This window comes from Roseivirga sp. YIW32, assembly GCF_057219245.1.
Genome location: NZ_JBXVVG010000002.1, coordinates 204,267 through 226,991, shown reverse-complemented (window position 1 = coordinate 226,991; position 22,725 = coordinate 204,267). Strand labels below are relative to the sequence as shown.

24 protein-coding genes are annotated in these 22,725 nt (G+C 44.8%); 12 read left to right on the top strand and 12 right to left on the bottom strand.

Translation table 11 applies throughout. The features are described from left to right. Positions 1 to 25: 25 nt before the first annotated feature. The 4 genes from AC2D6U_RS09780 to AC2D6U_RS09765 are packed head-to-tail and all read right to left on the bottom strand — an operon-like array spanning position 26 to position 4,759. The gene (locus tag AC2D6U_RS09780; RefSeq protein ID WP_484720797.1) at positions 26 to 1,276 is read right to left on the bottom strand and encodes an NAD(P)/FAD-dependent oxidoreductase; all 1,251 of its coding nucleotides are present in this window, start codon (positions 1,274 to 1,276) and stop codon (positions 26 to 28) included. Further along, positions 1,277 to 2,278, bottom strand: coding sequence for a 4-hydroxyproline epimerase (locus tag AC2D6U_RS09775; RefSeq protein WP_484720796.1), 1,002 nt, complete (start codon positions 2,276 to 2,278; stop codon positions 1,277 to 1,279). Next, a complete protein-coding gene (locus tag AC2D6U_RS09770; RefSeq protein WP_484720795.1) occupies positions 2,275 to 3,843 on the bottom strand; it encodes an aldehyde dehydrogenase (NADP(+)) in 1,569 nt (522 codons plus the stop codon). Before AC2D6U_RS09770 ends, AC2D6U_RS09775 begins: the two co-directional genes overlap by 4 nt. 1 nt (position 3,844) lies before the next feature. After that, entirely contained in the window at positions 3,845 to 4,759 is a 915-nt protein-coding gene (locus tag AC2D6U_RS09765; RefSeq protein WP_484720794.1) for a dihydrodipicolinate synthase family protein, read from the bottom strand. Positions 4,760 to 4,884: 125 nt separating this feature from the next. Between AC2D6U_RS09765 and AC2D6U_RS09760 the strand changes: the two genes are divergently transcribed. Beyond that, a complete protein-coding gene (locus AC2D6U_RS09760) occupies positions 4,885 to 5,730 on the top strand; it encodes a helix-turn-helix domain-containing protein (RefSeq protein WP_484720793.1) in 846 nt (281 codons plus the stop codon). On the opposite strand, the gene AC2D6U_RS09755 is transcribed toward AC2D6U_RS09760, so the two are convergent. The 5 genes from AC2D6U_RS09755 to AC2D6U_RS09735 are packed head-to-tail and all read right to left on the bottom strand — an operon-like array spanning position 5,702 to position 10,414. Then, a complete protein-coding gene (locus AC2D6U_RS09755; RefSeq protein ID WP_484720792.1) occupies positions 5,702 to 7,033 on the bottom strand; it encodes an FAD-dependent oxidoreductase in 1,332 nt (443 codons plus the stop codon). The two genes, AC2D6U_RS09760 and AC2D6U_RS09755, sit on opposite strands and share 29 nt — an antisense overlap. A 12-nt stretch (positions 7,034 to 7,045) precedes the next feature. Further along, on the bottom strand, positions 7,046 to 8,323 hold the full coding sequence (kynU, locus tag AC2D6U_RS09750; RefSeq protein WP_484720791.1) for a kynureninase: 1,278 nt from the start codon (positions 8,321 to 8,323) through the stop codon (positions 7,046 to 7,048). Then, a complete protein-coding gene (locus AC2D6U_RS09745) occupies positions 8,323 to 8,817 on the bottom strand; it encodes a methylated-DNA--[protein]-cysteine S-methyltransferase (protein ID WP_484720790.1) in 495 nt (164 codons plus the stop codon). The genes kynU and AC2D6U_RS09745 overlap by 1 nt, the downstream gene beginning before the upstream one ends. Beyond that, on the bottom strand, positions 8,817 to 9,824 hold the full coding sequence (locus AC2D6U_RS09740; RefSeq protein ID WP_484720789.1) for an amidohydrolase family protein: 1,008 nt from the start codon (positions 9,822 to 9,824) through the stop codon (positions 8,817 to 8,819). The genes AC2D6U_RS09745 and AC2D6U_RS09740 overlap by 1 nt, the downstream gene beginning before the upstream one ends. Positions 9,825 to 9,883: 59 nt before the next feature. Continuing rightward, positions 9,884 to 10,414, bottom strand: a complete 531-nt coding sequence (locus tag AC2D6U_RS09735; RefSeq protein WP_484720788.1) for a 3-hydroxyanthranilate 3,4-dioxygenase — start codon at positions 10,412 to 10,414, stop codon at positions 9,884 to 9,886. An 87-nt stretch (positions 10,415 to 10,501) separates the two neighbouring features. Between AC2D6U_RS09735 and AC2D6U_RS09730 the strand changes: the two genes are divergently transcribed. Both AC2D6U_RS09730 and AC2D6U_RS09725 read left to right on the top strand, forming a co-directional pair. Then, entirely contained in the window at positions 10,502 to 11,287 is a 786-nt protein-coding gene (locus tag AC2D6U_RS09730; protein WP_484720787.1) for an SDR family oxidoreductase, read from the top strand. A 3-nt stretch (positions 11,288 to 11,290) separates the two neighbouring features. After that, positions 11,291 to 12,733 carry an aldehyde dehydrogenase gene (locus AC2D6U_RS09725; protein WP_484720786.1) on the top strand — a complete coding sequence of 481 codons (1,443 nt, stop codon included), beginning with the start codon at positions 11,291 to 11,293 and terminating at the stop codon, positions 12,731 to 12,733. A 277-nt stretch (positions 12,734 to 13,010) separates the two neighbouring features. Here AC2D6U_RS09725 and AC2D6U_RS09720 read toward each other — a convergent pair whose 3' ends face one another. Then, on the bottom strand, positions 13,011 to 13,802 hold the full coding sequence (locus AC2D6U_RS09720) for a sterol desaturase family protein (RefSeq protein ID WP_484720785.1): 792 nt from the start codon (positions 13,800 to 13,802) through the stop codon (positions 13,011 to 13,013). 69 nt (positions 13,803 to 13,871) lie between these two features. Here AC2D6U_RS09720 and trxA point away from each other — a divergent pair, with 69 nt between their 5' ends. Continuing rightward, positions 13,872 to 14,171 carry a thioredoxin gene (trxA, locus tag AC2D6U_RS09715; RefSeq protein WP_484720784.1) on the top strand — a complete coding sequence of 100 codons (300 nt, stop codon included), beginning with the start codon at positions 13,872 to 13,874 and terminating at the stop codon, positions 14,169 to 14,171. Here the strand turns inward: trxA and dxs are convergent, their stop codons facing one another. Then, positions 14,172 to 16,094, bottom strand: a complete 1,923-nt coding sequence (gene dxs, locus AC2D6U_RS09710; protein WP_484720783.1) for a 1-deoxy-D-xylulose-5-phosphate synthase — start codon at positions 16,092 to 16,094, stop codon at positions 14,172 to 14,174. A gap of 138 nt (positions 16,095 to 16,232) precedes the next feature. Between dxs and AC2D6U_RS09705 the strand changes: the two genes are divergently transcribed. Both AC2D6U_RS09705 and AC2D6U_RS09700 read left to right on the top strand, forming a co-directional pair. After that, the gene (locus tag AC2D6U_RS09705; RefSeq protein WP_484720782.1) at positions 16,233 to 16,991 is read left to right on the top strand and encodes a segregation and condensation protein A; all 759 of its coding nucleotides are present in this window, start codon (positions 16,233 to 16,235) and stop codon (positions 16,989 to 16,991) included. Further along, positions 16,991 to 18,025, top strand: a complete 1,035-nt coding sequence (locus AC2D6U_RS09700; protein WP_484720781.1) for a lysylphosphatidylglycerol synthase transmembrane domain-containing protein — start codon at positions 16,991 to 16,993, stop codon at positions 18,023 to 18,025. The genes AC2D6U_RS09705 and AC2D6U_RS09700 overlap by 1 nt, the downstream gene beginning before the upstream one ends. 68 nt (positions 18,026 to 18,093) lie before the next feature. Here the strand turns inward: AC2D6U_RS09700 and AC2D6U_RS09695 are convergent, their stop codons facing one another. After that, positions 18,094 to 18,513: a nucleoside-diphosphate kinase gene (locus tag AC2D6U_RS09695; RefSeq protein WP_484720780.1), complete on the bottom strand. Its 420-nt coding sequence runs from the start codon at positions 18,511 to 18,513 to the stop codon at positions 18,094 to 18,096. A 189-nt stretch (positions 18,514 to 18,702) separates the two neighbouring features. Here AC2D6U_RS09695 and AC2D6U_RS09690 point away from each other — a divergent pair, with 189 nt between their 5' ends. Genes AC2D6U_RS09690 through AC2D6U_RS09665 form a run of 6 tightly spaced genes read left to right on the top strand, consistent with a single transcriptional unit; the run spans position 18,703 to position 22,722 of the window. Beyond that, on the top strand, positions 18,703 to 19,722 hold the full coding sequence (locus tag AC2D6U_RS09690) for a DHH family phosphoesterase (RefSeq protein ID WP_484720779.1): 1,020 nt from the start codon (positions 18,703 to 18,705) through the stop codon (positions 19,720 to 19,722). After that, complete coding sequence (locus AC2D6U_RS09685; protein WP_484720778.1) at positions 19,722 to 20,588, top strand: FKBP-type peptidyl-prolyl cis-trans isomerase; 867 nt, start codon at positions 19,722 to 19,724, stop codon at positions 20,586 to 20,588. Before AC2D6U_RS09690 ends, AC2D6U_RS09685 begins: the two co-directional genes overlap by 1 nt. Continuing rightward, positions 20,589 to 21,071, top strand: coding sequence for an FKBP-type peptidyl-prolyl cis-trans isomerase (locus AC2D6U_RS09680; RefSeq protein ID WP_484720777.1), 483 nt, complete (start codon positions 20,589 to 20,591; stop codon positions 21,069 to 21,071). Position 21,072: 1 nt separating this feature from the next. Further along, positions 21,073 to 21,648 (top strand): RdgB/HAM1 family non-canonical purine NTP pyrophosphatase, encoded by a 576-nt coding sequence (rdgB, locus tag AC2D6U_RS09675; protein ID WP_484720776.1) that lies wholly within the window; start codon positions 21,073 to 21,075, stop codon positions 21,646 to 21,648. A gap of 50 nt (positions 21,649 to 21,698) precedes the next feature. After that, the gene (gene udk, locus AC2D6U_RS09670; protein WP_484720775.1) at positions 21,699 to 22,319 is read left to right on the top strand and encodes a uridine kinase; all 621 of its coding nucleotides are present in this window, start codon (positions 21,699 to 21,701) and stop codon (positions 22,317 to 22,319) included. Positions 22,320 to 22,359: 40 nt separating this feature from the next. Continuing rightward, positions 22,360 to 22,722, top strand: coding sequence for a hypothetical protein (locus AC2D6U_RS09665; protein WP_484720774.1), 363 nt, complete (start codon positions 22,360 to 22,362; stop codon positions 22,720 to 22,722). Positions 22,723 to 22,725 lie beyond the last annotated feature (3 nt).

Below are 22,725 nucleotides of genomic sequence, written 5' to 3'. Positions count from 1 at the left end.
TTCAGCTTTTTCTTTGGCTAAGGCTTCAATTGTAACGATCAACAGCCAGCAATGGAGAGTTGATGGCCAATGGTTCGTTCAGTAGGCTCTGGGCGATTAACTGACCCGTAATAGGGCCTAGTGTCCATCCCAGCATGGCGTGTCCTGTTCCAACGGTCAAGTTGTTGGCAGCCCTTGTTTTACCAATGTAAGGGAGACCATCAGGCGAACACGGTCTTAATCCAGCCCAAGGTTTTATGGATGAAAAATCATACGATTGATACTGTGGAATGGCCTTTTTGACATTTTCGATAATGCCTTCGACGCGTTGCTGACCGATCGTATGGTTGATGCCTGAAAGCTCCATGGTGCCGGCAATCCTGAGGCCATCGAGCATGGGGCTTGTCGCAATGCGCCCTTCGACCAAGATGGAAGGGAATGATGGGCTTTGCGAAGGAGCCATCATAAAGCTGTAGCCTTTGCCGCCTTGTAAAGGAACTGAAACCCCTAGTTTCTTCATAAGGGAAGAGGTCCATGCCCCGGCAGTTATTACGTAATGGTCACCCTTGAGCATTCCATCGGACGTATTAAGGCCAACGATTTGCTGGTTCTTTTGAAGAAAATCTTCTACAACAGTCTGGTGCCGGATCACGACACCTTTTTGCTTCAATATGTTTTCGAAGGCCTTCATGAAAACATGAGGGGTCATCCAGGCATCACACTCAAAAAAGAGTGAGCCTACTGAGTCGTACTTGATGTGTGGCTCAATTCGTTCCGTTTCATGAGTTGTCAGCTTTTCTGCAGGTAAGCCCATATTTTTCGCAAACTCTAAGAGCTCCATTTCATGTTCAAGACCTTTATGCGTCTGGCAGACCATCAAGAGGCCTGGTTTTTGGTATCCCGCATCAAGACCTTCCTCTTGTATGATTTGCTCGTAGAGCAATTGGCTTTGCGTGGTGAGTTGATAAAGGACGGGTACAGCTTCTCTCACTCTTTTTGAGGTCGAAGCTTTCTTGAACAGCCAGCCCCATTTAAGCAAATCAACATCGAGTCTTGGTTTGATATAAAAGGGACTTTTGCTGTTGAGCATCCATTTTAAGCCTTGGCTTATGATACCTGGTGATGCCAGAGGAATCAGGTGACTTGGCGCGACATAGCCTGCATTGCCAAAAGAGCAATTGTCATTACCCTCGGATTGGTCAATGACCTCTACTTGAAGTCCTTTTTTGTTCAAGTAATAAGCGGTTGAAAGGCCTACAATGCCCGCTCCTACGATGACGACTTTCTTTGTATTCATCTAGATAACGTGAAATCCGTGTGCATAAGGGTCGTCCTCATCATCAATCAGAATAGTGTTATAACCGGTGATCTTCGCCCAACCTTCAATACTGGGCACGATGGCATCTATAGCACCTACTAGTTCTTTGCGCTCAACACGACCGGTGAATTGACTTCCAATGATACTTTCATGAACAAAATGGTCACCAACGGCCAGCTTTCCTTTTGCTGCTAATTGTGCCATTCGTGCTGAAGTTCCCGTACCACAGGGTGAACGGTCAATGGCTTTTTCTCCGTAGAATACAGCATTTCGTGCATGTGAATCTGGCCGTGTTGGTTTTCCCGTCCATTGGATATGGCTTAAGCCTCGAATGGCTGCATTGAGTGGATGTACGAATTCATGTGATTGATTCAACTGCTCTCTGATGGATCTACTCCAAGAGATGAGATCACTGGTAGCGTAATCTGCGAGGTCAGTGTAATTGGACTGTGCCTCTATGATCGCATAGAAGTTGCCTCCATAGGCTACGTCTACGTGCAGCTGACCTAGTACTGGGCAATTCACCTCCAAATGCTCTGCCGCGAGGAAAGAAGGGACATTGGTCAGCTTGACACTTTTGACTTTTTTACCCTCTTGTACATAATCAACTAAAACGAGTCCAGCAGGAGTTTCCAGCCGCAGGTGACCCGGTGTTTTGGGAATGACCAGCCCTTCTTCGATCATGACCGTCACCGTACCGATGGTGCCATGGCCACACATAGGCAGGCAGCCACTGGTTTCAATATACAGGACAGCTGTATCATTCTTGGGATCACTGGCTGGGTATAGTATGCTGCCAGACATCATGTCATGCCCACGTGGTTCGAACATTAGGCCAGTTCTGATCCAATCGAATGCACGCATAAAGTGTTGCCGTTTTTCTTGAATATTTTTTCCTTCCAGCGGTGGGCCTCCACCAGCGACAACACGCACAGGGTTACCACAAGTGTGTGCGTCGATACAAAAAAAGCGCTTTTTCATTCAATTGCTGATTGTGTCCACTGATCATTTACTAGACGCCAGATGCCCAGCGGGTTGTCATTTTTGAGCTCATCAGGAAGGTGCTCGTTCGGCCAGCTTTGAAAAGCGACTGGTCGGGTAAACCGAACGATGGCATCTCTTCCAACAGAGGTGTAACGTCCATTGCTGCTGGCAGGGTACGGGCCTCCATGCTGCATGGAAGGACATACTTCAACGCCTGTCGGAACACCATTGCAAATCACACGACCTACACGCTCTCTAAGGGCATCGATGATATCGGCATGTGATGCGATGTCCTGTGGTGTTGCCATAAATGACCCCGTCAACTGTCCTTCTAAGGCCTCAACCACAGCCAACATTTCGTCCTTGTCTTCGCATTTGATGATAATGGTGAAGGGACCAAATACCTCATGGTGAAGTGTCGGATTCTTGATAAAGGTTGTACCCGAAACGGTAACGGCCGCAGGCTGACCCGCTGTTTCGACAATTTCACCTTGTGTCGTTGAGGCCAAAGCCTGTGCTCGATTAGCGTTGCTAACATAAGATGCTCCAATGCTTTCATTCAGCATCACACCAGCTTGAGTTTGTGCTAACTTTTGAGTGAGTTGTTCGCTGAAACGATCTAGGGCAGGTGAATTAATTCCAATTAAAAGACCTGGGCTCGTACAAAACTGGCCAACCCCAAGCGTTATCGAAGAGGCCAATGTTTCTGCAAGTTCTTCAGTTTCTTCTTGGAGCTTTTCCGGGAAAAAAAGAATTGGATTCGTACTGCCCATTTCGGCATAGACTGGAATTGGTGTTGACCGTTGAGCGGCACTGTCCATGAGGGCTCTTCCACCTTTTAATGAACCGGTAAAGCCTACCGCCTTAATGCTTGTGTCTTTAACAAGCTGTTGACCTACTTCTATGCCGCCATTGACCATCGAAAAAACGCCATCAGGCATGTTCGTGGAGGCTGCAGCTTTCAGGATCGCTTGACTAACCAAGTCGTTCGTTCCTAAATGCGATTCGTGTCCTTTGACAATTACGGGGCAGCCAGCTGCGAGTGCTGAGGCCGTGTCTCCGCCTGCTGTTGAATACGCCAAAGGGAAATTGCTGGCACCAAAAACAGCTACCGGCCCGATTGCCATGTCGAATTTACGCAGGTCTGGTTTTGGAGCAGGCGAGCGGTCGGGTATTGCCGTGTCGATTCTTGCATTACACCAGGAGCCTTCTTCTATTATGGCGGCAAAGGAGCGCAATTGATTACAGGTTCGACCTCTTTCTCCTTTTATCCTGGCTTCAGGCAAACCTGTTTCAGCCATAGTTCTCTCGACGAGTTCCATGTCCAAGGCCATGATGTTGTCGGCTATCGTACGCAAGAACTGCGCCCGTGAACGAGCAGGCAGTTGGCGGTAGGGTTTATAGGCTTTGGACGCTAAGGCGATTGCTTGGGTGACTTCTTCTGTTGTTGCTGCCTTGAATACCTCCGGGTGTGATTCTCCTGTTGCGGGATTGAAGGAGATGAGTTTTTTATCTCCATCAGCACTTGCCGTTTGGCCAATGTGGTTTTTTCCTATGATCATCTTATAAAGTTAAGTAATCGGGCAGTTGTGGTCTATTGGCTAACCCGGTTTCAATAATTTTAATCACCTCTTCTCTTTCTTTCCCCTCTAATGGCAATCTAGGCGCACGCACATGTTCAGTTCCTAAACCTGTCGCTACTTCTGCCAATTTGATATTTTGTACCAATTTAGGGTTTATGTCCAACTCAAGGAGCGGTAAAAACCATCGGTAGATGTCGACAGCTTCTTTGATCTTTCCTGCTTTTTGTAATCGATAAATGGCAACGGTTTCTTTAGGAAAAGCACAAACCAAACCTGCGACCCAGCCATCTGCTCCCATCAGGAGGCTTTCCAACGCCAGTGTATCCACTCCACTTAAGATGCTAAACCGATCACCAAATCGGTTTTTCATTCTAGTGATGTTGGAAATGTCCCGTGTTGATTCTTTCACGGCCTGAATGTTTGCACAATCCGCCAGCTCGTCAAACATGTCCAGGGTGACCTCGATCTTGTAGTCAACGGGATTGTTGTACACCATAATGGGGAGGTCTGTACTCATTGCAACCGCTTTGAAATAGGTCACTGTCTCACGGTCGTCAGCCTTGTAACGCATGGGCGGAAGCATCATTAATCCTCGTGCACCATGCGCCTGTGCTTTTTGTGCGGCTTGGATAGCCCCTTTTGTGGTCTGCTCCGCAATGTTCAAGATGACGGGAACCCTGCCGTTGACAATAGCAACGGTCGTTCTGACCAAGACTTCTTTTTCTTCATCAGCCAAAGAACTGGCTTCTCCCAAGGTTCCACCTAAAATAATGCCATCAACCCCTGCATCAAGCTGAGCGTTAATGTTGCGCTCAAAAGTAACTAGGTCAAGTTGGTCGTCTGAGGTGAACTTTGTGGTAACGGCGGGGAATACCCCTTTCCAATTGATTGACATGGTAATTGTTTTTCTACAAAACTACACCAGGAGGATAGGATAGTCTTCTGTGATTTTGCTAATTACTAATACTATATTTGCACTATACTATTAATTAATTTAGGTAATAGGTAATTATATCACAAGTGAAAGTCTTACCCTTTAAAATTCCTAAGGACAATTCCACGACGCTTCATTTGCAGGTTGATGATGACAAGCGCTTTTACGATAAACTGCATCAACACGATGAATATCAATTGACCATGATTCAAAAAGGGAAAGGAACCTTTATTCACGGTGCCTATGTTGGTCCTTTTGCCCCAGGAGATGTCTTTTTAGTTGCGGGTAACACACCACATTTGTTTCGATCTGATATTGATGCCGCCGAAGGAGCTCTATCGAGTTCAATATTCTTTAGTTGGCAATTCATGGAACAGCATTTAGGTGCTTTTTCAGAGTATGCTTTTTTTCAAGAGAAAAGAGGGCTGGCAGAAAAAGGTGGTCGAGCGTTTGGTCAGCTCGCGACCAATAGTGCCATTTTGATACAATCCGTCTTTGCAACAGAGGGATTGGTGAGATTGCATTCCTTTTTTGAGCTGTTGCAGACATTATTGAGTAGTCATGAATGGCGTTCTTTTGAAGGCTTGCCAAGGCGCAGGTTAAATGAATTTCAAGGGAGACGACTCGATCAAGTCTTCGACTATACGTTGGCACATTTCGCTGAACCCATTTCGCTGGCAACGATAGCTGCTGTTGCTCATATGAATGAAAGTGCTTTTTGCCGTTATTTTAAGTTGCATACAAGAAAATCTTACATCACATTTTTGAATGAGTTCAGAGTACAGCAGGCTTGTCGATTATTGGTACAGAGTGAGAAGTCGGTGGTTGAAATAGCCTTGGAAGTAGGCTTTAACAACATCTCGAATTTCAATCGGCAGTTTAAAAAAGTGATGAATTGTACGCCTAAGGCATATCGCCATCGGCTTCGTTAAGTTCAGAAATGATCTGACTGAGGTCTAGACTTTCCCATTGCCCTTCGATACCCTCTTGATTTAAGAGCTTATCCATGATGGCTTGCTGTTTTGATCCTTGAGCCAAGGCTTCTGAATACCGTAGATCGCTGAAGGTGACCATCGAATAGAGTGGCATCCATTGGTCTGGGTAATTTTCATGAAGCCTTTTCTCTATCTTTTTTTGAAGTATGAATTTCGGATCGGCGACCTTATCGCGCATTTCGATAAAGTTGTAAAGTGCAAGATCAGCGATGGCATCTGCATCGGGTTTGCGTAGGCGTTCATACTCTTTCAGCATTTTAGGACTAATCGATCCGAAGCTGTCAAGCAATTGGTCAAAGACATGACAATCTTCAAAGCCCGCGTTCATGCCTTGACCATAAAAAGGAACGATGGCATGAGCAGCATCCCCAATGAGAGCACTCTTGCCTTTCACCCAAGGAGAACAACGAACCGTTACCAAACCAGAGGTTGGGTTTTGCTGAAAGTCATCGAAAAGTGTGGGCATCAATGCCTTGGCATCTGGAAAAGAATGATCAAATAGCTCATTAATCGCTTGTTGATTGGTCAATTGCTCAAAAGAGCGCTCTCCCTCCATTGGGTAAAAGAGCGTACAAGTGAAACTTTTGTCCAGGTTCGGTAAAGCGATCAGCATGTAATCACCTCGAGGCCAAATGTGTAAGGCATGAGGAGCGATGGCAAAATCAGCTGCTTTGGCAGGTATGCAGAGTTCCTTATACCCTGCAGAAATGTAATGTTGCGAATAATTAAAAAGCGGTGTTTTCATTAAGGAGTTTCTCATCGCTGAAAAAGCCCCATCGGCCCCAAAAAGCCAATTGGCTTGCTCCGTTTCTTTCTCGAAAACCGCGATCGCCTGTTCTACATCTACTCTGTGACACTTCTTATTAAATTCCAGCTGAACACCGACTCTTTCGGCTTCATCCATCAAAATCATGTTCAATCCTGAACGAGAAACAGAATTGATGTATTCTCCTTTCTTTCCATAAGGTTGAAGTTCTTGATTTCCCGCGAGGTCATGAATCATTCGACCGTGCATGGGAATGCACTCCTCTGCAACCTTCTCAGCCAGACCAACAGCGGCCAGAGCTTTAAGTCCTCTATGGCTTAAGGCCAAATTGATCGAACGGCCACCAGCCAACGAATGCTTCCGCATATCTGCTCTGCTTTCGTAAATAGTGACCTCATAACCACGTTTGGCTAAAAATATGGAGAGCAAAGAACCAACAAGTCCCGCTCCTAATATGGTGATCTTTTCACCCATCAATTAAAAAATCTAGTGCTTGGCAAGGGCTTCCTTTAGCAATCTACCGAAATGATATACATCTTCAAAACTGTTGTATAGGGGAACAGGGGCAATTCTAATGACATTGGGCTCTCGCCAATCACCGATGACACCATTTTCGACTAAATAATCGAAAAGTTCTTTCCCTTTTTTGTGAAAGAAAATGGACAATTGTGCCCCTCGCTGTTCTGGGTCTCTAGGGGTAATGATCTCAAAAGAGCCATTGGCTTTATTCAGCTCATCGATAATGAATTCCAGAAAGCCGGTTAGTTTTTGGCTCTTCTCTCGAAGGGCTTTCATACCGACTTCTTCAAAGATCTCGAGGGAGGCGGCGTGGGCAGCATTGGCCAGAATGTTGCCATTGCTGAGTTGCCAACCATTGGCTCCAGGCATCGGCTTGAATCCTTTTTGCATAAGGAAGCGCTCACTCTCATCGTGGCCCCACCATCCGGCGAATCGGTTGATGCTTGTGTCATGGGCATGGCGTTCGTGGACAAAGATGCCGGAGACATTTCCGGGGCCTGAATTCAAGTATTTATATGAGCACCAGGTAGCAAAATCAACATTCCAATCGTGTAAATGCAAAGGAACATTGCCAATCCCATGGGCCAGATCAAAACCTACGCGTGCACCTACCTGATGACCTGCTGCCGTGATCTTTTCCATGTCAAAGAGCTGTCCTGTATAATATTGTAATCCGCCAATTAGGATTAGTGCGAGTTCATTTCCAGTCTCTTCTATCGTTTGCAAGATGTCTTCCGTCCGAAGGGTGTACTCACCCGTTCTTGGCTCGATTTCGATCAAGGCCTCCGAAGGTTCTAATCCATGATGCCTAAGCTGTGTTTCGAACATGTATTGATCGGAAGGAAAAGCACCTGCTTCGCAAATGATCTTGTATCTATCTTTAGTAGGTCGGTAAAAAGAGACCATCAATAAATGCAGATTGACCGAAAGATTATTCATTGCTACCACTTCAATCGGCTGAGCACCGACAATTTTAGCCAGTGCATTTTTCGTCACCTTATGGTAGTGCATCCAAGGTTTGTCTTTAGGAACGAAATGTCCTTCAACGCCATATTCTTCCCATTTCTTCATTTCACTTTCGACAAAGCTACGGGTACGCTTGGGTTGGCAGCCAAGAGAGTTACCGGTAAAATAGTATGCCTCTTTCCCTTTGATGATCGGAATATGAAATTCACTTCTCCATTTTCTTAATGGGTCGGTTTTATCGGCATTTTGGGCAAATTCAAGCGTATTTTCGTATTTCATTAGAATAGTTTGAGTTGATTGAAACCGGGGATTGAGCCCTCATGTTTTAATAACCAGCGCTTTCTTTCGATTCCACCAGCATATCCTGTTAGGCTCCCATCTGAGCCAATGATTCTATGGCAGGGAATGATGATGGCGATAGGGTTTCTTCCATTGGCTGCTCCGACGGCCCTCAGTTTCTTTTGATCCCCCAATTTTACGGCTTGTTTGGCATATGTTGAGGTTTTTCCAAAAGGAATTTCTTCCAGCCCTTTCCAAACTTGACGTTGAAATACAGTGCCTTCAGGAGCCAATTGTAGGTCAAAGGCAATTCGTTTCCCTTCGAAGTATTCTTTTAGCTGAAATTTAGCCGTTCTCACCACATTGGGTACTTTTCCATCGGTTGACCTTAGCACCTCCTCCGTAAATGTGACCAATTTAATGGCCTCTTCATCTCCAACGATCTTTAGTAGTCCTATGGGTGTTTCTAAAAAGGTAATGGCCGAATGACGCACTATTCAAAAGGAGTTTTTTCCAAGTTGAGCCATTCCAAAGTGGCATGACAAAAAATATCCTCAACTACGCCAGCGTTTAACTCCATTTGTTCGATATAGGCTCCAATTTCAAGATCTCCAAGAGGGAAGGGGTAATCAGATCCTAAGGTAATTCGTTTACTCCCTTGGTGCTCCAGAATGTAGCTGAGCAGCTGAGGATCATGTGTAATGCTGTCGACCCAAAACTTTCCTAGATAGTCCCTTGGGTTTACCTTATTGTCGATGGCAACCAGATCTGGTCGGCAATTGAAACCATGCTCAATTCTACCCAAGGTTGGAATGAAGGAACCTCCTGCATGCGAGAAATTTACCCGAAGCTTGGGTAATCTTTCCAATACCCCTCCAAAGATCAAAGAACAGGCTGCTCGACTTGTTTCTGCCGGCATTCCTACGAGCCAAGGCAACCAATAGCGCTCCATGCTATGGAAGCCCATCATGTTCCAAGGGTGGATCATTACGGCGAGGTCTAATTCTTCACAGGCTTGGAAGATGGGGAAGAACCGCTCTGAGCTTAAATTCTTGTCATTGATGTTTGATCCGATCTGAATACCCGGGAGGCCTAGTGTTTTTAGCCGATGAAGCTCTTGGATCGCTAACTCTTCATCTTGCATTGGGATGGAACCGAGACCAATGTAATGCCTTGGATAATCTCGGCAGATTTGAGCGATGTGGTCGTTCAAAAACTGTGAAACGGCAAGGCCATCATGGGGCTTGGCATCATAGGAGAACATGACCGGGATGGTTGATATTACTTGCACTTGAGTACCGTGTTTGGCATACTCCTCAATTCTAACCTCCGGGTCCCAGCAATTGGCCTGAATCTCTCTAAAGAACTTGCTCCCTTTCATCATCATGGCTGCTCCTTCTTTATGATGCTGCAAATGAATGAAATCTCCATAACCAAACTTCTCTGTCCACTTGGGCAGATGCTTTGGTATGATGTGGGTATGCATGTCGATCTTTAGCATTCAGTTATCGGTTAACAGTTGATCAAAAAATAGGCGCTTAATATCGTCCTTCGGATGATTTAGCTCACAAAACGAGGATCTGTTTCCATTGTATGGCCGCAATTTGAACAGCTTCTTAATTCCTCGGATCCATAAAACTCCTTGAAGCGAGGTAAAAAATCTTTTTCAATGTTCGTCAATGGGAAGTAAGTGTCGTGCAGTTTGTTGTTGCAATGGTCACAAAACCATAGCAAGCCGTCTTGATGTTCTGGTTTCCGCACGCGTTCAATCACCAAGCCCAAAGAGCCCTCCGATCGAATAGGGGAATGAGGTACTTTAGGTGGATGAAGGTACATGTCGCCTGGTCCAAGAGGAATATCGACCGCCTTTCCGTCTTCTTGAATTCTGACGGTAATGTTACCTTCCAGCTGGTAAAAAAGCTCTTCGGTCTCGTTGTAATGGTAGTCTTTCCGCGCATTTGGACCAGCAACGATCATCACGATGTAATCGGTCCCTTCAGGGTATAGGTTTTTATTGCCGACAGGAGGTTTAAGCAGGTCTCGGTTTTCCTCGATCCACTGCGTCAGGTTAAAAGGTCTACGAATTGCCATAGCTATCAAGTTTACTTCCCTAAATTACAGAAATTCGAAAAAGGGCTCTAACTGATTTTTATAACTTTACGAGAAGACAGAAAACCGATGGATCTTAATTTAAAAGGAAAAAGAGCTTTAGTGGCTGGAAGCACTCAGGGGATTGGAAAAGCCATTGCAGCGGAGCTGGCTAATTTAGGTGCAAGTGTGACGCTTTTGGCTAGAAATGAAGCAAAACTCCATGAAGTAAAGGACACGCTATTTCAGGCGGCTGGACAAATGCACCAGGTACTGGTTGCGGATTTTGCCAAGCCGAACGACTTAAAGTCAGTACTTGAGGCGCATATTGTCGAAAACCAATACCACATATTGGTCAATAATACCGGAGGGCCTCCGGCTGGTCAAGCCATTGAAGCCGATATCGAAGCCTTTCGAATTGCTTTTAACCAGCATTTGATCTGCAATCAACTCCTTGCACAAGCTACCGTTCCCTTCATGAAAGAGGAGCACTATGGTAGAATTATCAATGTGATCTCAACCTCTGTTAAAAGCCCTATTCCGGGCTTAGGTGTGTCGAATACCATACGAGGCGCAGTGGGCAACTGGTCTAAAACCTTAGCGAATGAATTAGGGCCTTTTGGTATTACGGTAAATAACATACTGCCGGGTGCAACGGCAACGCAAAGACTAACAAGTATTATTGAAAATAAAGCCAACAAGACGGGGCAATCCATTGATGAGGTGGAAGAAGCGATGAAGGCTGAAATTCCAGCACGTCGATTTGCTTTGCCTGAGGAGGTTGCAGCTGCTGCTGCTTTTTTGGCAACACCTTCTGCTGGTTATATCAATGGGATTAATGTGCCGGTTGATGGTGGAAGAACCCCTTCGTTATAAGTCATGGAAAGAATTCTGAATTACATCAATGGCCAGTTAGTCCCCCCGGTTTCAGGCGCTTTTCTTGATAATATTGAACCAGCAAAAGGACTTGTTTATGGAGAAATCCCGAACTCCAACGCGACAGATATTGATGCTGCTGTAGAAGCTGCAGAGGGAGCATTTCACGAATGGGCAAAGACGAGTAGAAAAGAGCGGTCTGTCGTTTTGTTGAGAATTGCCGATTTGATCGATAACAATCTTGAACGATTGTCACTTGCAGAATCTAGGGACAATGGGAAACCGGTAAAACTTGCCAGACAAGTTGATATTCCCAGGGCATCAGCAAATTTTAGGTTCTTTGCCACTGCCATCTTACACGAATCCAGTGAACTGCATGAGTCTGATGAGGACGCCATCAACATGACATTGAGGACGCCGATCGGTGTGGTGGGCTGTATTTCGCCATGGAATTTACCCTTGTATTTATTTACGTGGAAGATAGCCCCTGCTTTGGCAGCGGGGAACACGGTGGTTGCGAAGCCCTCGGAAATTACCCCGATGACGGCATTCTTACTAGCGGAGCTCTGCTTAGAAGCGGGACTTCCTGCAGGTGTTTTAAATATTGTACACGGATTAGGACAAGAGGTGGGGCAAGCGATCTCAGCACATCCTGGCATCAAGGCAGTTTCTTTTACTGGGGGAACGCAAACAGGAAAACAGATTGCTGCTACTGCTGCTCCGATGTTTAAGAAACTCTCTCTGGAGCTGGGAGGGAAAAACCCCAACATCATCTTTGCCGATTGCGATTTTGAACAGGCATTAAAAACCACCGTACATTCTAGCTTCGCCAATCAAGGTCAGATCTGCCTCTGTGGATCGAGGGTCTTCATCGAGCGCCCGATCTATGAAAAATTCCGCGACGAATTCGTTGAGCGTGTCCAAGCGCTTCGAGTGGGTGACCCTAAGGTTGAAACAACGCAGGTGGGTGCCGTCGTTTCCTCGGCCCATATGGAAAAGATTTTGGGCTATATTGAATTGGGGAAAGAAGAAGGAGGTACACTCCTCTGCGGTGGTGTGCGCATTCATTTGCCAAACGAACATGCGGACGGATATTTTATACAGCCTACGGTTTTTGAAGGCCTGGCCTTTGATTGTCGGATGAACCAAGAAGAGATTTTTGGACCCGTCGTCACCTTAACGCCATTCGATGATGTGGAAGAGGTCATTCAAATGGCCAATAGTACACCTTATGGACTTTCTGCTACGCTTTGGACCAATGATTTGAATAAGGCTACTAGAGTGAGCAAAGCCCTAGAAGCAGGAATTGTTTGGGTCAATACATGGCTGAATCGAGACCTTCGTACTCCTTTTGGAGGCATGAAAAACAGCGGAATGGGCAGAGAGGGAGGCTGGGATGCTCTTGGTTTCTTTACAGAAAAGAAGAATGTCTGCATAAAACTGTAGTTGCATGCTAGCAACATTTTTGTGTATGTATACGTATCTAATCATTAATTGAAGTGCAGATAAGAAAATTAGGATTATTGAAAGACCAAATTTCTTTTTACGAAAAATCCTATTAACTTTGATTTCACACGAGGAAACAAATGCCTCGTTCCTCAAGACAAAATTCGCATCCGCGATTAAAGATAAGTCTGGGTGTAGGGACCGAAAGGTTCACTATGAGTAGTTAGTTACCCAGGTGTTTAGGTGAAAGGGAGTCGCTCCAACGGGAGTGACTCTTTTATTTTACCCCTATTTGATTTGTGTGCTTTTCGAAATTTGCCTCATATTTTTCACTTTCTGTGTTCATCCATTTATCCCAAAAAGTGAAATACAAACCATAATTCCTTTTGTATTGCGTGTGATGTAAACTGTGATGGGTTGCACCAATGAACCATTTGCCAAGCCAATGTTTATAAAAACCTCTTGGATACACCTCCACATTGGAATGATTGATCGCACTGGTTAAGGTCATGAAGGTAAGTAGGGCAATAATGGTCCAATAGTGCATCGGAAGGAAGAGGATTGTGATTGGAATAATGATCGATTGTAGAACGCCTTCGACCGGGTGAAATGAAAAACTCGTCCATGGAGACGTGATGTGGCTGTCATGATGAACTTTGTGGATGGCCTTGTAAACCTTCGGCAGGTGCATCCAACGATGGAGCCAGTAATAATAGGTCTCATGGATAAAGGCGGCAATCAAAAAGCTGATGGGGATGTACCACAACGGAAAATCGGACAAATCCTCATAAATGGCGGTATAACCGAGCTGCCACAGAATGACCATTCCAGTGCCTGCCAGAGCAAATAGAAAGGATGTAAATACAGACCAGAGAAACTCTTTTTTGTACTGAGGATACTGTTTTGGTCCATCGAAAATTTTTCTTCTTCTGAAGTTCTTGGGGTTCACCATGTAGAAGATGACATAAAATGCACCCGCGATCAATACATATCGAAAGACCACTAGAATAAAGAAGATCCCTGTGAGGGCGGCGAAATTCTGAGGTGCCAAAAAGTCAAATTCCTTCATGGGTGGCAAAGGTAATAGGAAAGGAACTAAGGATTTCGAGATTCTGTTCTGATTTAAATTATTGCGTGTATGAAAGGGAAATTTCAAGAGCTGATTTCACAAGATAAACCGGTATTAGTTGATTTTTATGCGGACTGGTGTGGGCCATGCCAAATGATGGCGCCTATATTGAAAGAAGTTGCTGACGAATTTGGCGATCAAGTGCGCATCATAAAGGTAGATGTGGATAAAAATCAGCCCATTGCCCAACGTTTTGGTGTGCGTTCAATACCCAAATTGATTCTTTTTAAGAATGGTGAAATTCAAGCCAATCGGGCTGGCGTACTCACAAAAAGAGATTTAAAACAAATGATTGAGCAAGAGCTCTGATCAGACAGCTTTCACGGATTGAAGTGCAAGTGCCTTTACAGCTTTGCTGATGCCCATTGCATCAAATTGACATTCCGCATGCAGCTCTTCTTGCGTTCCATGTTCTACAATCCGGTCTGGAATACCTAATCTGGTGATTTGAGCAGCATAGCCATTGTCGGCCATGAATTCCAAAATGGCAGAACCAAAACCACCAGGTAAACAGCCATCTTCCACAGTAACGACTTTTTTGAAATTACGGAAGATATCATGTAGCAGCTCCTCGTCCAGAGGTTTGACAAAACGCATGTCGTAATGAGCTGGATTGAGCGCTTCCTTGGCCAATAGTTCTTTTGCCTCGACCACATAATTACCAATATGGCCGATGGTCAGAATGGCTACCTCTTCACCTTCAGAAATTTTTCTACCGGTGCCGATGGTCATTTTTTTCATTTCAGTTCTCCATTCAGGCATTACACCTTGTCCTCTTGGATATCGAATACTGAAGGCTTGTCCTTCGCGTGGAAGCTGAGCGGTGAACATCATATTCCGTAATTCTGCCTCGTTCATCGGAGCGGCGACGATCATGTTTGGAATGCTGCGCATGTAGGCAATGTCATAAGCCCCATGGTGGGTAGGGCCATCCGCCCCGGCAAAACCAGCACGGTCAAGACAGAAATTTACAGGAAGGTCTTGTATGCAGACATCATGGATTACCTGATCGTATGCCCGTTGCATAAAGGTGCTGTAGATGTTACAAAAAGGGATCAACCCTTGAGTAGCTAATCCTGCAGAAAAGGTTACGGCATGTTGTTCAGCAATGCCTACATCGAAGGCACGATCCGGCATGGCTTTCATCATGATGTTCATGGACGAGCCGGAAGGCATGGCCGGGGTTACCCCCATGATTTTTTCATTTTGCTCGGCTAATTCCACTAGGGTATGACCAAAGACATCTTGGTATTTCGGGGCTTGTGGCTTTTCAGGTACCTTCTTAAATACCTCGCCCGTGACTTTGTCGAATTTACCCGGAGCGTGCCATTTAGTGGCATTGCCTTCTTCCGCTGGTTTGTATCCTTTGCCTTTAACGGTTACACAATGTAATATTTTCGGACCCGGAATATCTTTTAGGTCGTTCAGCACATGCGTTAGATGATGCACGTCGTGTCCATCCACAGGACCAAAATAACGCAAGTTGAGCGCTTCAAATAGATTGCTTTGCTTCAGCAAAAGCGATTTCATCGAGTGCTCCACTTTTGATATCACCTCTTGGGCGCTCTTACCAAATTTGGAGAATTTGCTGAGGATATTCCAGACGTCTTCTTTAACCTGATTATAGGTATGTGATGTCGTTACGTCGGTCAAATAGTCTTTCAATGCACCCACATTCGGGTCGATCGACATGCAGTTGTCGTTCAAAATGATCAACAAGTTGGCATTGGTGTCGCCAGCATGATTCATTCCTTCAAAAGCCAAGCCGCCTGTCATGGCGCCATCACCAATAACAGCGATATGCTGGCGATTGTCTTTTTTGTATTGATTGGCTATGGCCATTCCCAATGCACCAGAAATAGATGTCGATGAATGCCCTACACCGAAGGTGTCATACTCACTTTCTTTTCTTTTCGGAAAACCAGAGATGCCACCGTACAAGCGATTCGTATGAAAGGACTCTTTTCTTCCGGTAAGGATCTTGTGTCCATAAGCTTGGTGTCCCACGTCCCAAACCAATTGATCTTTTGGGGTATCGAATATGTAGTGTAGCGCAACGGTGAGTTCAACTACGCCAAGTGACGCACCAAAGTGCCCGCCGTAGACAGAAACATTGTCTACTATGAATTGTCTTAATTCATCACAAACCTGCGTTAGCTGATCTTGATTAAGCTTTTTTAGGTCGTCAGGGGAATTGATCTCCTTTAAAAGTGGGCCGGCTTCTATTAACATCTCGATAAAAACTAATGCCTAAAGAACTCTGAGCATAGTCAAATGTTTCAAGTCTTCAGTGGACAAGGTACAAAAGTAAATAATTCTTGAGTGACCTCCTTAGATAATACAAACTCTTATATTTGGTTGTCTACTGTTATGGAGCAAAGTTTCGAAATCAAGTTACCTCTCTTCGAAGGTCCTTTCGACCTGCTACTTTTTTTTATTCAGCGGGATGAACTTGATATCCATGATATCCCTATCAACCAAATCACGAAAGACTTTCTAGACTACTTGCATCACCTGGAACAGATGAATGTGGAGGTGGCTAGCGAGTTTATCTTGGTAGCGGCCACTTTGATGCGGATCAAGGCCAAAATGCTTTTGCCTCGACCGGTGATTGATGAAGAGGGAAATGAGATCGATCCAAGAGAGGAATTGGTGAGGCATTTGCTGGAGTACAAGAAGTACAAATCAGTGATCGAAGAGCTAAGTCAGATGGAGTTCGATCGGTCCCAAAAAGAGCGTAGAGGAAATATTGTCAAAGAGATCAAGAAGATCGCTGAAGGCAATAATGTCGAAGCGGAGCTGCAACATGTAGATCTTTATAAGTTATTAAAGGTTTTTCAGCAGGTACTGGCGCGCTATGAAATCGAGCAAAATAAACCGAAGCATGAAGTGGTGCAGTACCCCTACACCATATCTGCCCAACGTACATTTGTGCTGAATAAACTCATGGAAAAACCACGCTTGAGTTTTACTGAACTCATCAGTTTTGAACCGAATAAGATCGCTGTAATTTTCAATTTTCTTTCCATTCTCGATCTGCTTCAGATGCGACAGATCACCATGCATTTAGGAGAAGGGTTTAACAATTTCTGGATAGAAAAAGCTGACGAAGAACTCGTTGAACAATAATGGATGACCAAAAGGCCTTAAAAACACTCAATTCAAAAAGTGCCATTCTTCCAATTCTGCTATCCATTGCCATTTTAGGGTTCATGTTTTGGCGCGATGATCAGTTGAATCAAGAAAGTCTATCTGCCATAACGGCCATCTCACTGGGTTCTCTTGTCATAGCCATTATCACCTTGTTTACCAAAGATGGCTTGAATATGCTACGCTTTCGGGTGATGAGCGAAGGGGAGCTCAGTCTTCGATCAGCCTTTTATATCGTCATGCTTTGGGAGTTTACCGTAGCGGTTGCTCCACCCTTGGTTGGGGCAACCACTGTGTTGATCTTTGTCATCAATCGAGAAGGAGTGCCTTTGGGAAAAGCATTGGCCTATGCGCTACTGGCGGCATCGCTTGATAATCTCTTTTTTATCACAGCGACTCCCCTCGCCATTTGGTGGTCTGGTGGGGCAGTAATTCCCGATGTTGCGTTATTTCCTGATCAACCTGATACAAAGATCTACTATTTGTTTTGGTTGAGCTATTTGATGATCCTCGGTTTCACCATGTTCATGCTCTCCGCCATTGTGCTGATGCCTAAATTTATCAATCAAATGACCATGAAGCTCTTGAAGTTTTCATGGCTGAAACGGTTTGAGCCCATGGCCATAGAACAAAGCCATCATTTGTTCGAGGCATCCAAGCAATTGAAAGGAAAGAGTGGATGGTTTTGGCTGAAATTGATCGGTATTACTTATTTGATTTGGCTATTTAAGTATGCGGTCTTGTCTATAGTAGGCTCAGGTTTTGTTGCAATGAGTTTGTCTGAACACTTATTGGCTATCGGTAAACACCTCATCTTTTGGGTGGCTTTGCTGGTGTCGCCTTCTCCAGGGAATGCTGGTACAGCTGAATTTGTCTTTCCAGTGTTCTATGGGGAAGAACTTGGGAGTTATACCTTCGCTTCCAGTTTGGTCTGGCGTTTCATCACCTATTACCCCTATCTGATATTAGGAGCCCTTTTATTACCACGTTGGCTCACGAGAAAGAACGCGTGATTTCTCTAATGTCAGGCAACAAAAAAAGCCGCATTTGCGGCTTTCTTGATCAAATTAAAATTCTTGACTTAGAATCTCTCTTGCATAGAGAAATAGAAGTTGCCCTCGATGGCTGCGTTCTCGTCAGAGTCAGATCCGTGAACAGCGTTCTCGCCGATTGATTTTGCATACAGTTTTCTGATGGTGCCTTCAGCTGCTTCTGCAGGGTTGGTGGCGCCGATCAATGTCCTGAAGTCCGCAACAGCATTTTCTTTTTCAAGGATCGCTGCGAAGATCGGTCCTGAAGACATATAGTCACAAAGCTCTCCATAAAATGGTCTTTCTTTGTGTACTTCATAGAATTTACCGGCCAACTCTGGAGTCAATCGGGTGTATTTCATTGCGATAATCTTAAAGCCTGCATCCTCGATCATCTTCAATATTGCGCCTGAATTGCCGTCTTGAACAGCGTCAGGTTTGATCATCGTAAAGGTTCTATTTGTTGCCATATCTTAGTAATTATAGTTCTGTTGCTCAAATGCGGGTGCAAAATTAGCACATATTTTGAAACCTATGTTGCCTGTATATGAATCTTTTAAGTCAATTGGGTTCGGGTGGATTCAATCTGCATTCATTGTTTTCTATGTCTTTTCTTGGCAACTTTGCGACTTGATCGAAGCGCCGAATGGTGCCTTTTTATGCAAAACTTAGATTCATTCAAGCGACAACTTGAACAATCCCAAAAAATTGTCATCACCACGCACCATAAGCCTGATGCGGATGCATTAGGTTCTTCTCTCGGAATGGCCAATTATCTATTGAAGAAAGGCCACGACGTGTTGGTGATCACGCCTTCTGATTATCCTGATTTTCTGAAGTGGATGAAGGGTGATGAAGACGTCTTGGTTTTTGGAGATGAAACAAAGGCAGCAGTCGCGGAAGCGATTCAGGGAGCAGACCTTATCTTAACCCTCGATTTTTCTGTGTTGAGTAGAATTAATGAGATGGGGGAGATGGTGCGGGAAGCATCCGCTTATAAGGTCAATGTCGATCACCACCTGGCTCCGGAAGATTTTGCAGATTTTCAACTTTGGGATACCAATGCAGCTGCCACTTGCGAGCTGTGTTACGAACTCATTGTTGCCTTAGGAGATGAAGGACTGATTGATGAGGACATTGCCAATTGTCTTTATGCGGGCATCATGACCGATACGGGAGGCTTTCGCCACCCAAACACTACACAAAATGTGCACGAAGTGGTAGCAAAACTGATCAGCTTAGGTGCCAACAATAGTCAAGTAGCAAAGAATATTTACGACAAAAGTACACTTAGTCGGTTAAGGTTTCTCGGCTTTGCCTTGGGTGAGAATCTACAAGTGATCGAGGAGTTTCATACGGCATTTTTTGCCCTCAAAGAGAAAGACCTTCAGCGCTTCAGTTCGAAGACGGGTGATACCGAAGGTTTGGTCAATTATGCTTTATCCATCGAGGGAATTACCCTTGGTGCTCTCTTTAAAGAGACTGACGAAGGTGTTAAGATCTCACTGCGTTCAACGGGTGCATTTCCGGCAAATGAAATCGCAAGTCGTTTTTTCAATGGTGGAGGGCATCGCAATGCTGCCGGTGGCAGGGTGTTTGATGGACTGGAAGAGACAGTGGAACGCTTCAAAGCGATCTTAGTGGAGTATAAAGATCAATTGGAAAAAGAAGTACGTTAATGAATTTGAAGAAGTTATTGATCTGTGGTTTAGCAGTTTTCACGCTTGGTGCTTGTCAGCAGAAGCTTGAAGAACTTCCATCTGGTTATTTGCTTCGGGTCGTTGAGTCTAAGGATGGAACTAAACCCACTGAATCTGATGCCATCAAAGCCCATGTTCAAATTGAGCTGGAGGATTCATTGATCGTCGATTCCAGGGAGTTTTTCCCATTGGGTAGACGTTTGGCCATGAATAACATGTGGCCTGAATTTAAGGATGTGCTAAAGCGCATTGGCAATGGAGATTCCGTTCAAGTCACCATGTCCTTACCCGAGTATGCCAAATTGGAAGGTCGAACCTTGCCTTTGAAAGATTCTACCTTGAGGGTAACCATGAGCTTAAGAGTACTTGACGTGGACAATGAGGCGAGCTTGATCGATAAAATGGTACGCGAACAGCTTCGTTTTGAGACCGATTTGATCGAAGCGTATTTGATTAACAATAATTTAGAGGCTCAGCGCACACCCGAAGGCGTCTTTTACATAATTTCGAAGCAAGGGGAAGGTGACTTTATTGAAAAGGACAGTGATGTGCTAGCGAACTTTACCCTTAGGTTGCTCGATGGTTCAGTTTTGTCAACTACCGACGAGGAACTTGCAAAAGCCAAGGGGCTACATGATGAAGCCAATATTTATCAACCCTATCCTTTCCGTCTGAAAGAGGCGAGTTTGGAGGGATGGTTGATCGGCATGCCAAAATTCAAAAAAGGAAGCGAAGGAACCTTGCTTATTCCGTCGCGTTATGCTTTTGGAGATAAGGGCGCTGGTGGTGTAATTCCACCCAATACGCCGGTGATTTACGATTTAGAAATAATAGAAATACAATAAATGAAGCATTACATTTTCTTGATAGGATTAGTGTTCAGTCTAGGGCTACTTTCTTGCGGAGGCAATGATGTGATCTTTGACGAGGGGGCTCAATTAGAGACAGATATTATGCTGATCGAAGAATTCTTGGCTGATAACGGGTTGGAGGCAGATACCCTTTTGCCCAGTGGTATCCGAATCATTACAGACGATCCGGGACAAGAGCCCAAAGCGCGATTCGGCGACTCTGTGGAAACGCGTTACAGAGGATATTTACTGGATGGAACCGAGTTTGATTCAAGCGAGGGAAGAGATCCGTTATGGTTTATTGTGGGCAAAGGGGATGTGATCCAAGGATGGGAGATCGCCATCAGGCAATTGGGTAAAGGAGGAAGAGCAACGGTTTTTGTGCCTTCACAATACGGCTATGGAAACCGGGGGCAAGGCATTATTCCACCCAACTCCGTCTTGGTCTTTGAAATAAATGTTCTGAACATCAGGTAGGATGAAGATCTGTTTTGCCACGAATAATGCGCATAAGCTCCAAGAGGTTCAGCAAATTTTGGGAGATCGATTTCAGGTCATCTCGCTCAAAGAGGCCGGCTTCGATGGAGATATTCCAGAGACACATGAAACGTTAGAGGAGAATTCTCTTGAAAAGGCAGCTTACGTCTTTGAACGAATTCAACTGCCTGTTTTCTCAGACGACTCCGGCTTGGAAATAGAAGCCTTGAATGGCAAGCCTGGGGTGCACTCGGCGCATTATGCCGGCACTCGAGATGCGACAGTCAATATGCAGAAAGTGCTGGATGAATTGCAAGGGATAACAGATCGAAAGGGGCAATTTCGGGCTGTGATCACCTATTGTGATGGCAGCCAAACCGAGCAATTTGAAGGAGTGATCAAAGGAAGTCTCGCGGAGGAGGTAGTAGGTGCTGATGGTTTTGGCTATGACCCTATTTTTATTCCTGAAGGGCATCAGCACACATTTGCCGAAATGAGTGCTGAGTTGAAAAATACCATGAGTCACCGTAAAAGAGCTGTGGAAAAATTAGCCGATTTTTTACACACATTGAACTGATTTTCAATAGCCTTCCTATTTTTGCATCTGCTTAGCAACCTCTGGCAAATATGAAACCGTACGTTATTGGGATTACTGGTGGAACAGGCTCCGGCAAGACAAGCTTTTTGAGTGCTATTCTGGAGAGTTTTGGTGAACAAGACATTACCTGTATTTCACAAGACGACTACTATTTACCCAGAGAGCATCAACTGGTCGATAAAAATGGAGAGTTGAATTTTGATCGACCTGAGTCCATTGACTTTGAGCATTTTGCAGCCGATTTAAAGGAATTGAGCGAAGGTAGAAAGGTCAGCAAGCTAGAATATACGTTCAACAATCCGGCAGCAACACCAAAAACCATCACACGTTTCCCGGCACCGGTTATCTTGGTTGAGGGTATTTTCATTTTTCATTACACAAAAGTGAATGCACTCATCGACTTAAAAGTCTTCATCGAAGCCCGAGAGCATATCAAGCTGAGAAGAAGACTGAAGCGCGACAGAGAAGAAAGAGGCTACGATGCAGAGGATGTCTTGTACAAATACGAGAATCACATCATGCCTTCTTTTCAAAAGTACATTGAACCTCATAAGGAAGAGGCAGACATCGTTGTGCCGAACAACGAGAGTTTCACAAATGCCTTGGACGTGGTCAAAGCATTTATCCATTCCAAAATCAAGGGCTTTTAGTGTTATTTATTCAATCCTTTTGCTACATTTGACGCCCCTAATGCAGTGGTTTACAAACATATCAAGAGTAAGAAAAGGCTTAATTGTAGTGATGGGCCTTTTGATTGCCGCTTATGTGCTGACACAAGAAGCAAGTGAAGGTCAAGCTGTACAGGGTAATTTGGAATTGACAGAAGAAACTGATAGCAACGAGGGTCAACAAGAAGAGCCTATGGTTCAAATGCTGAGCCTTCAAATGCTTCCCGCAGTATCGATAGAATTGGAACCTTTTGAGGCCTTTTTTATCCGAGAGCTTTTCATTGAAACTCAAGAACCTTTGCCATTTATTGCAAATGTTCCCTTAGAAGACACACACTTATTCAAGACACTTTTTAGGCAGATCCAATCGCCTAATGCGCCCTAGTCA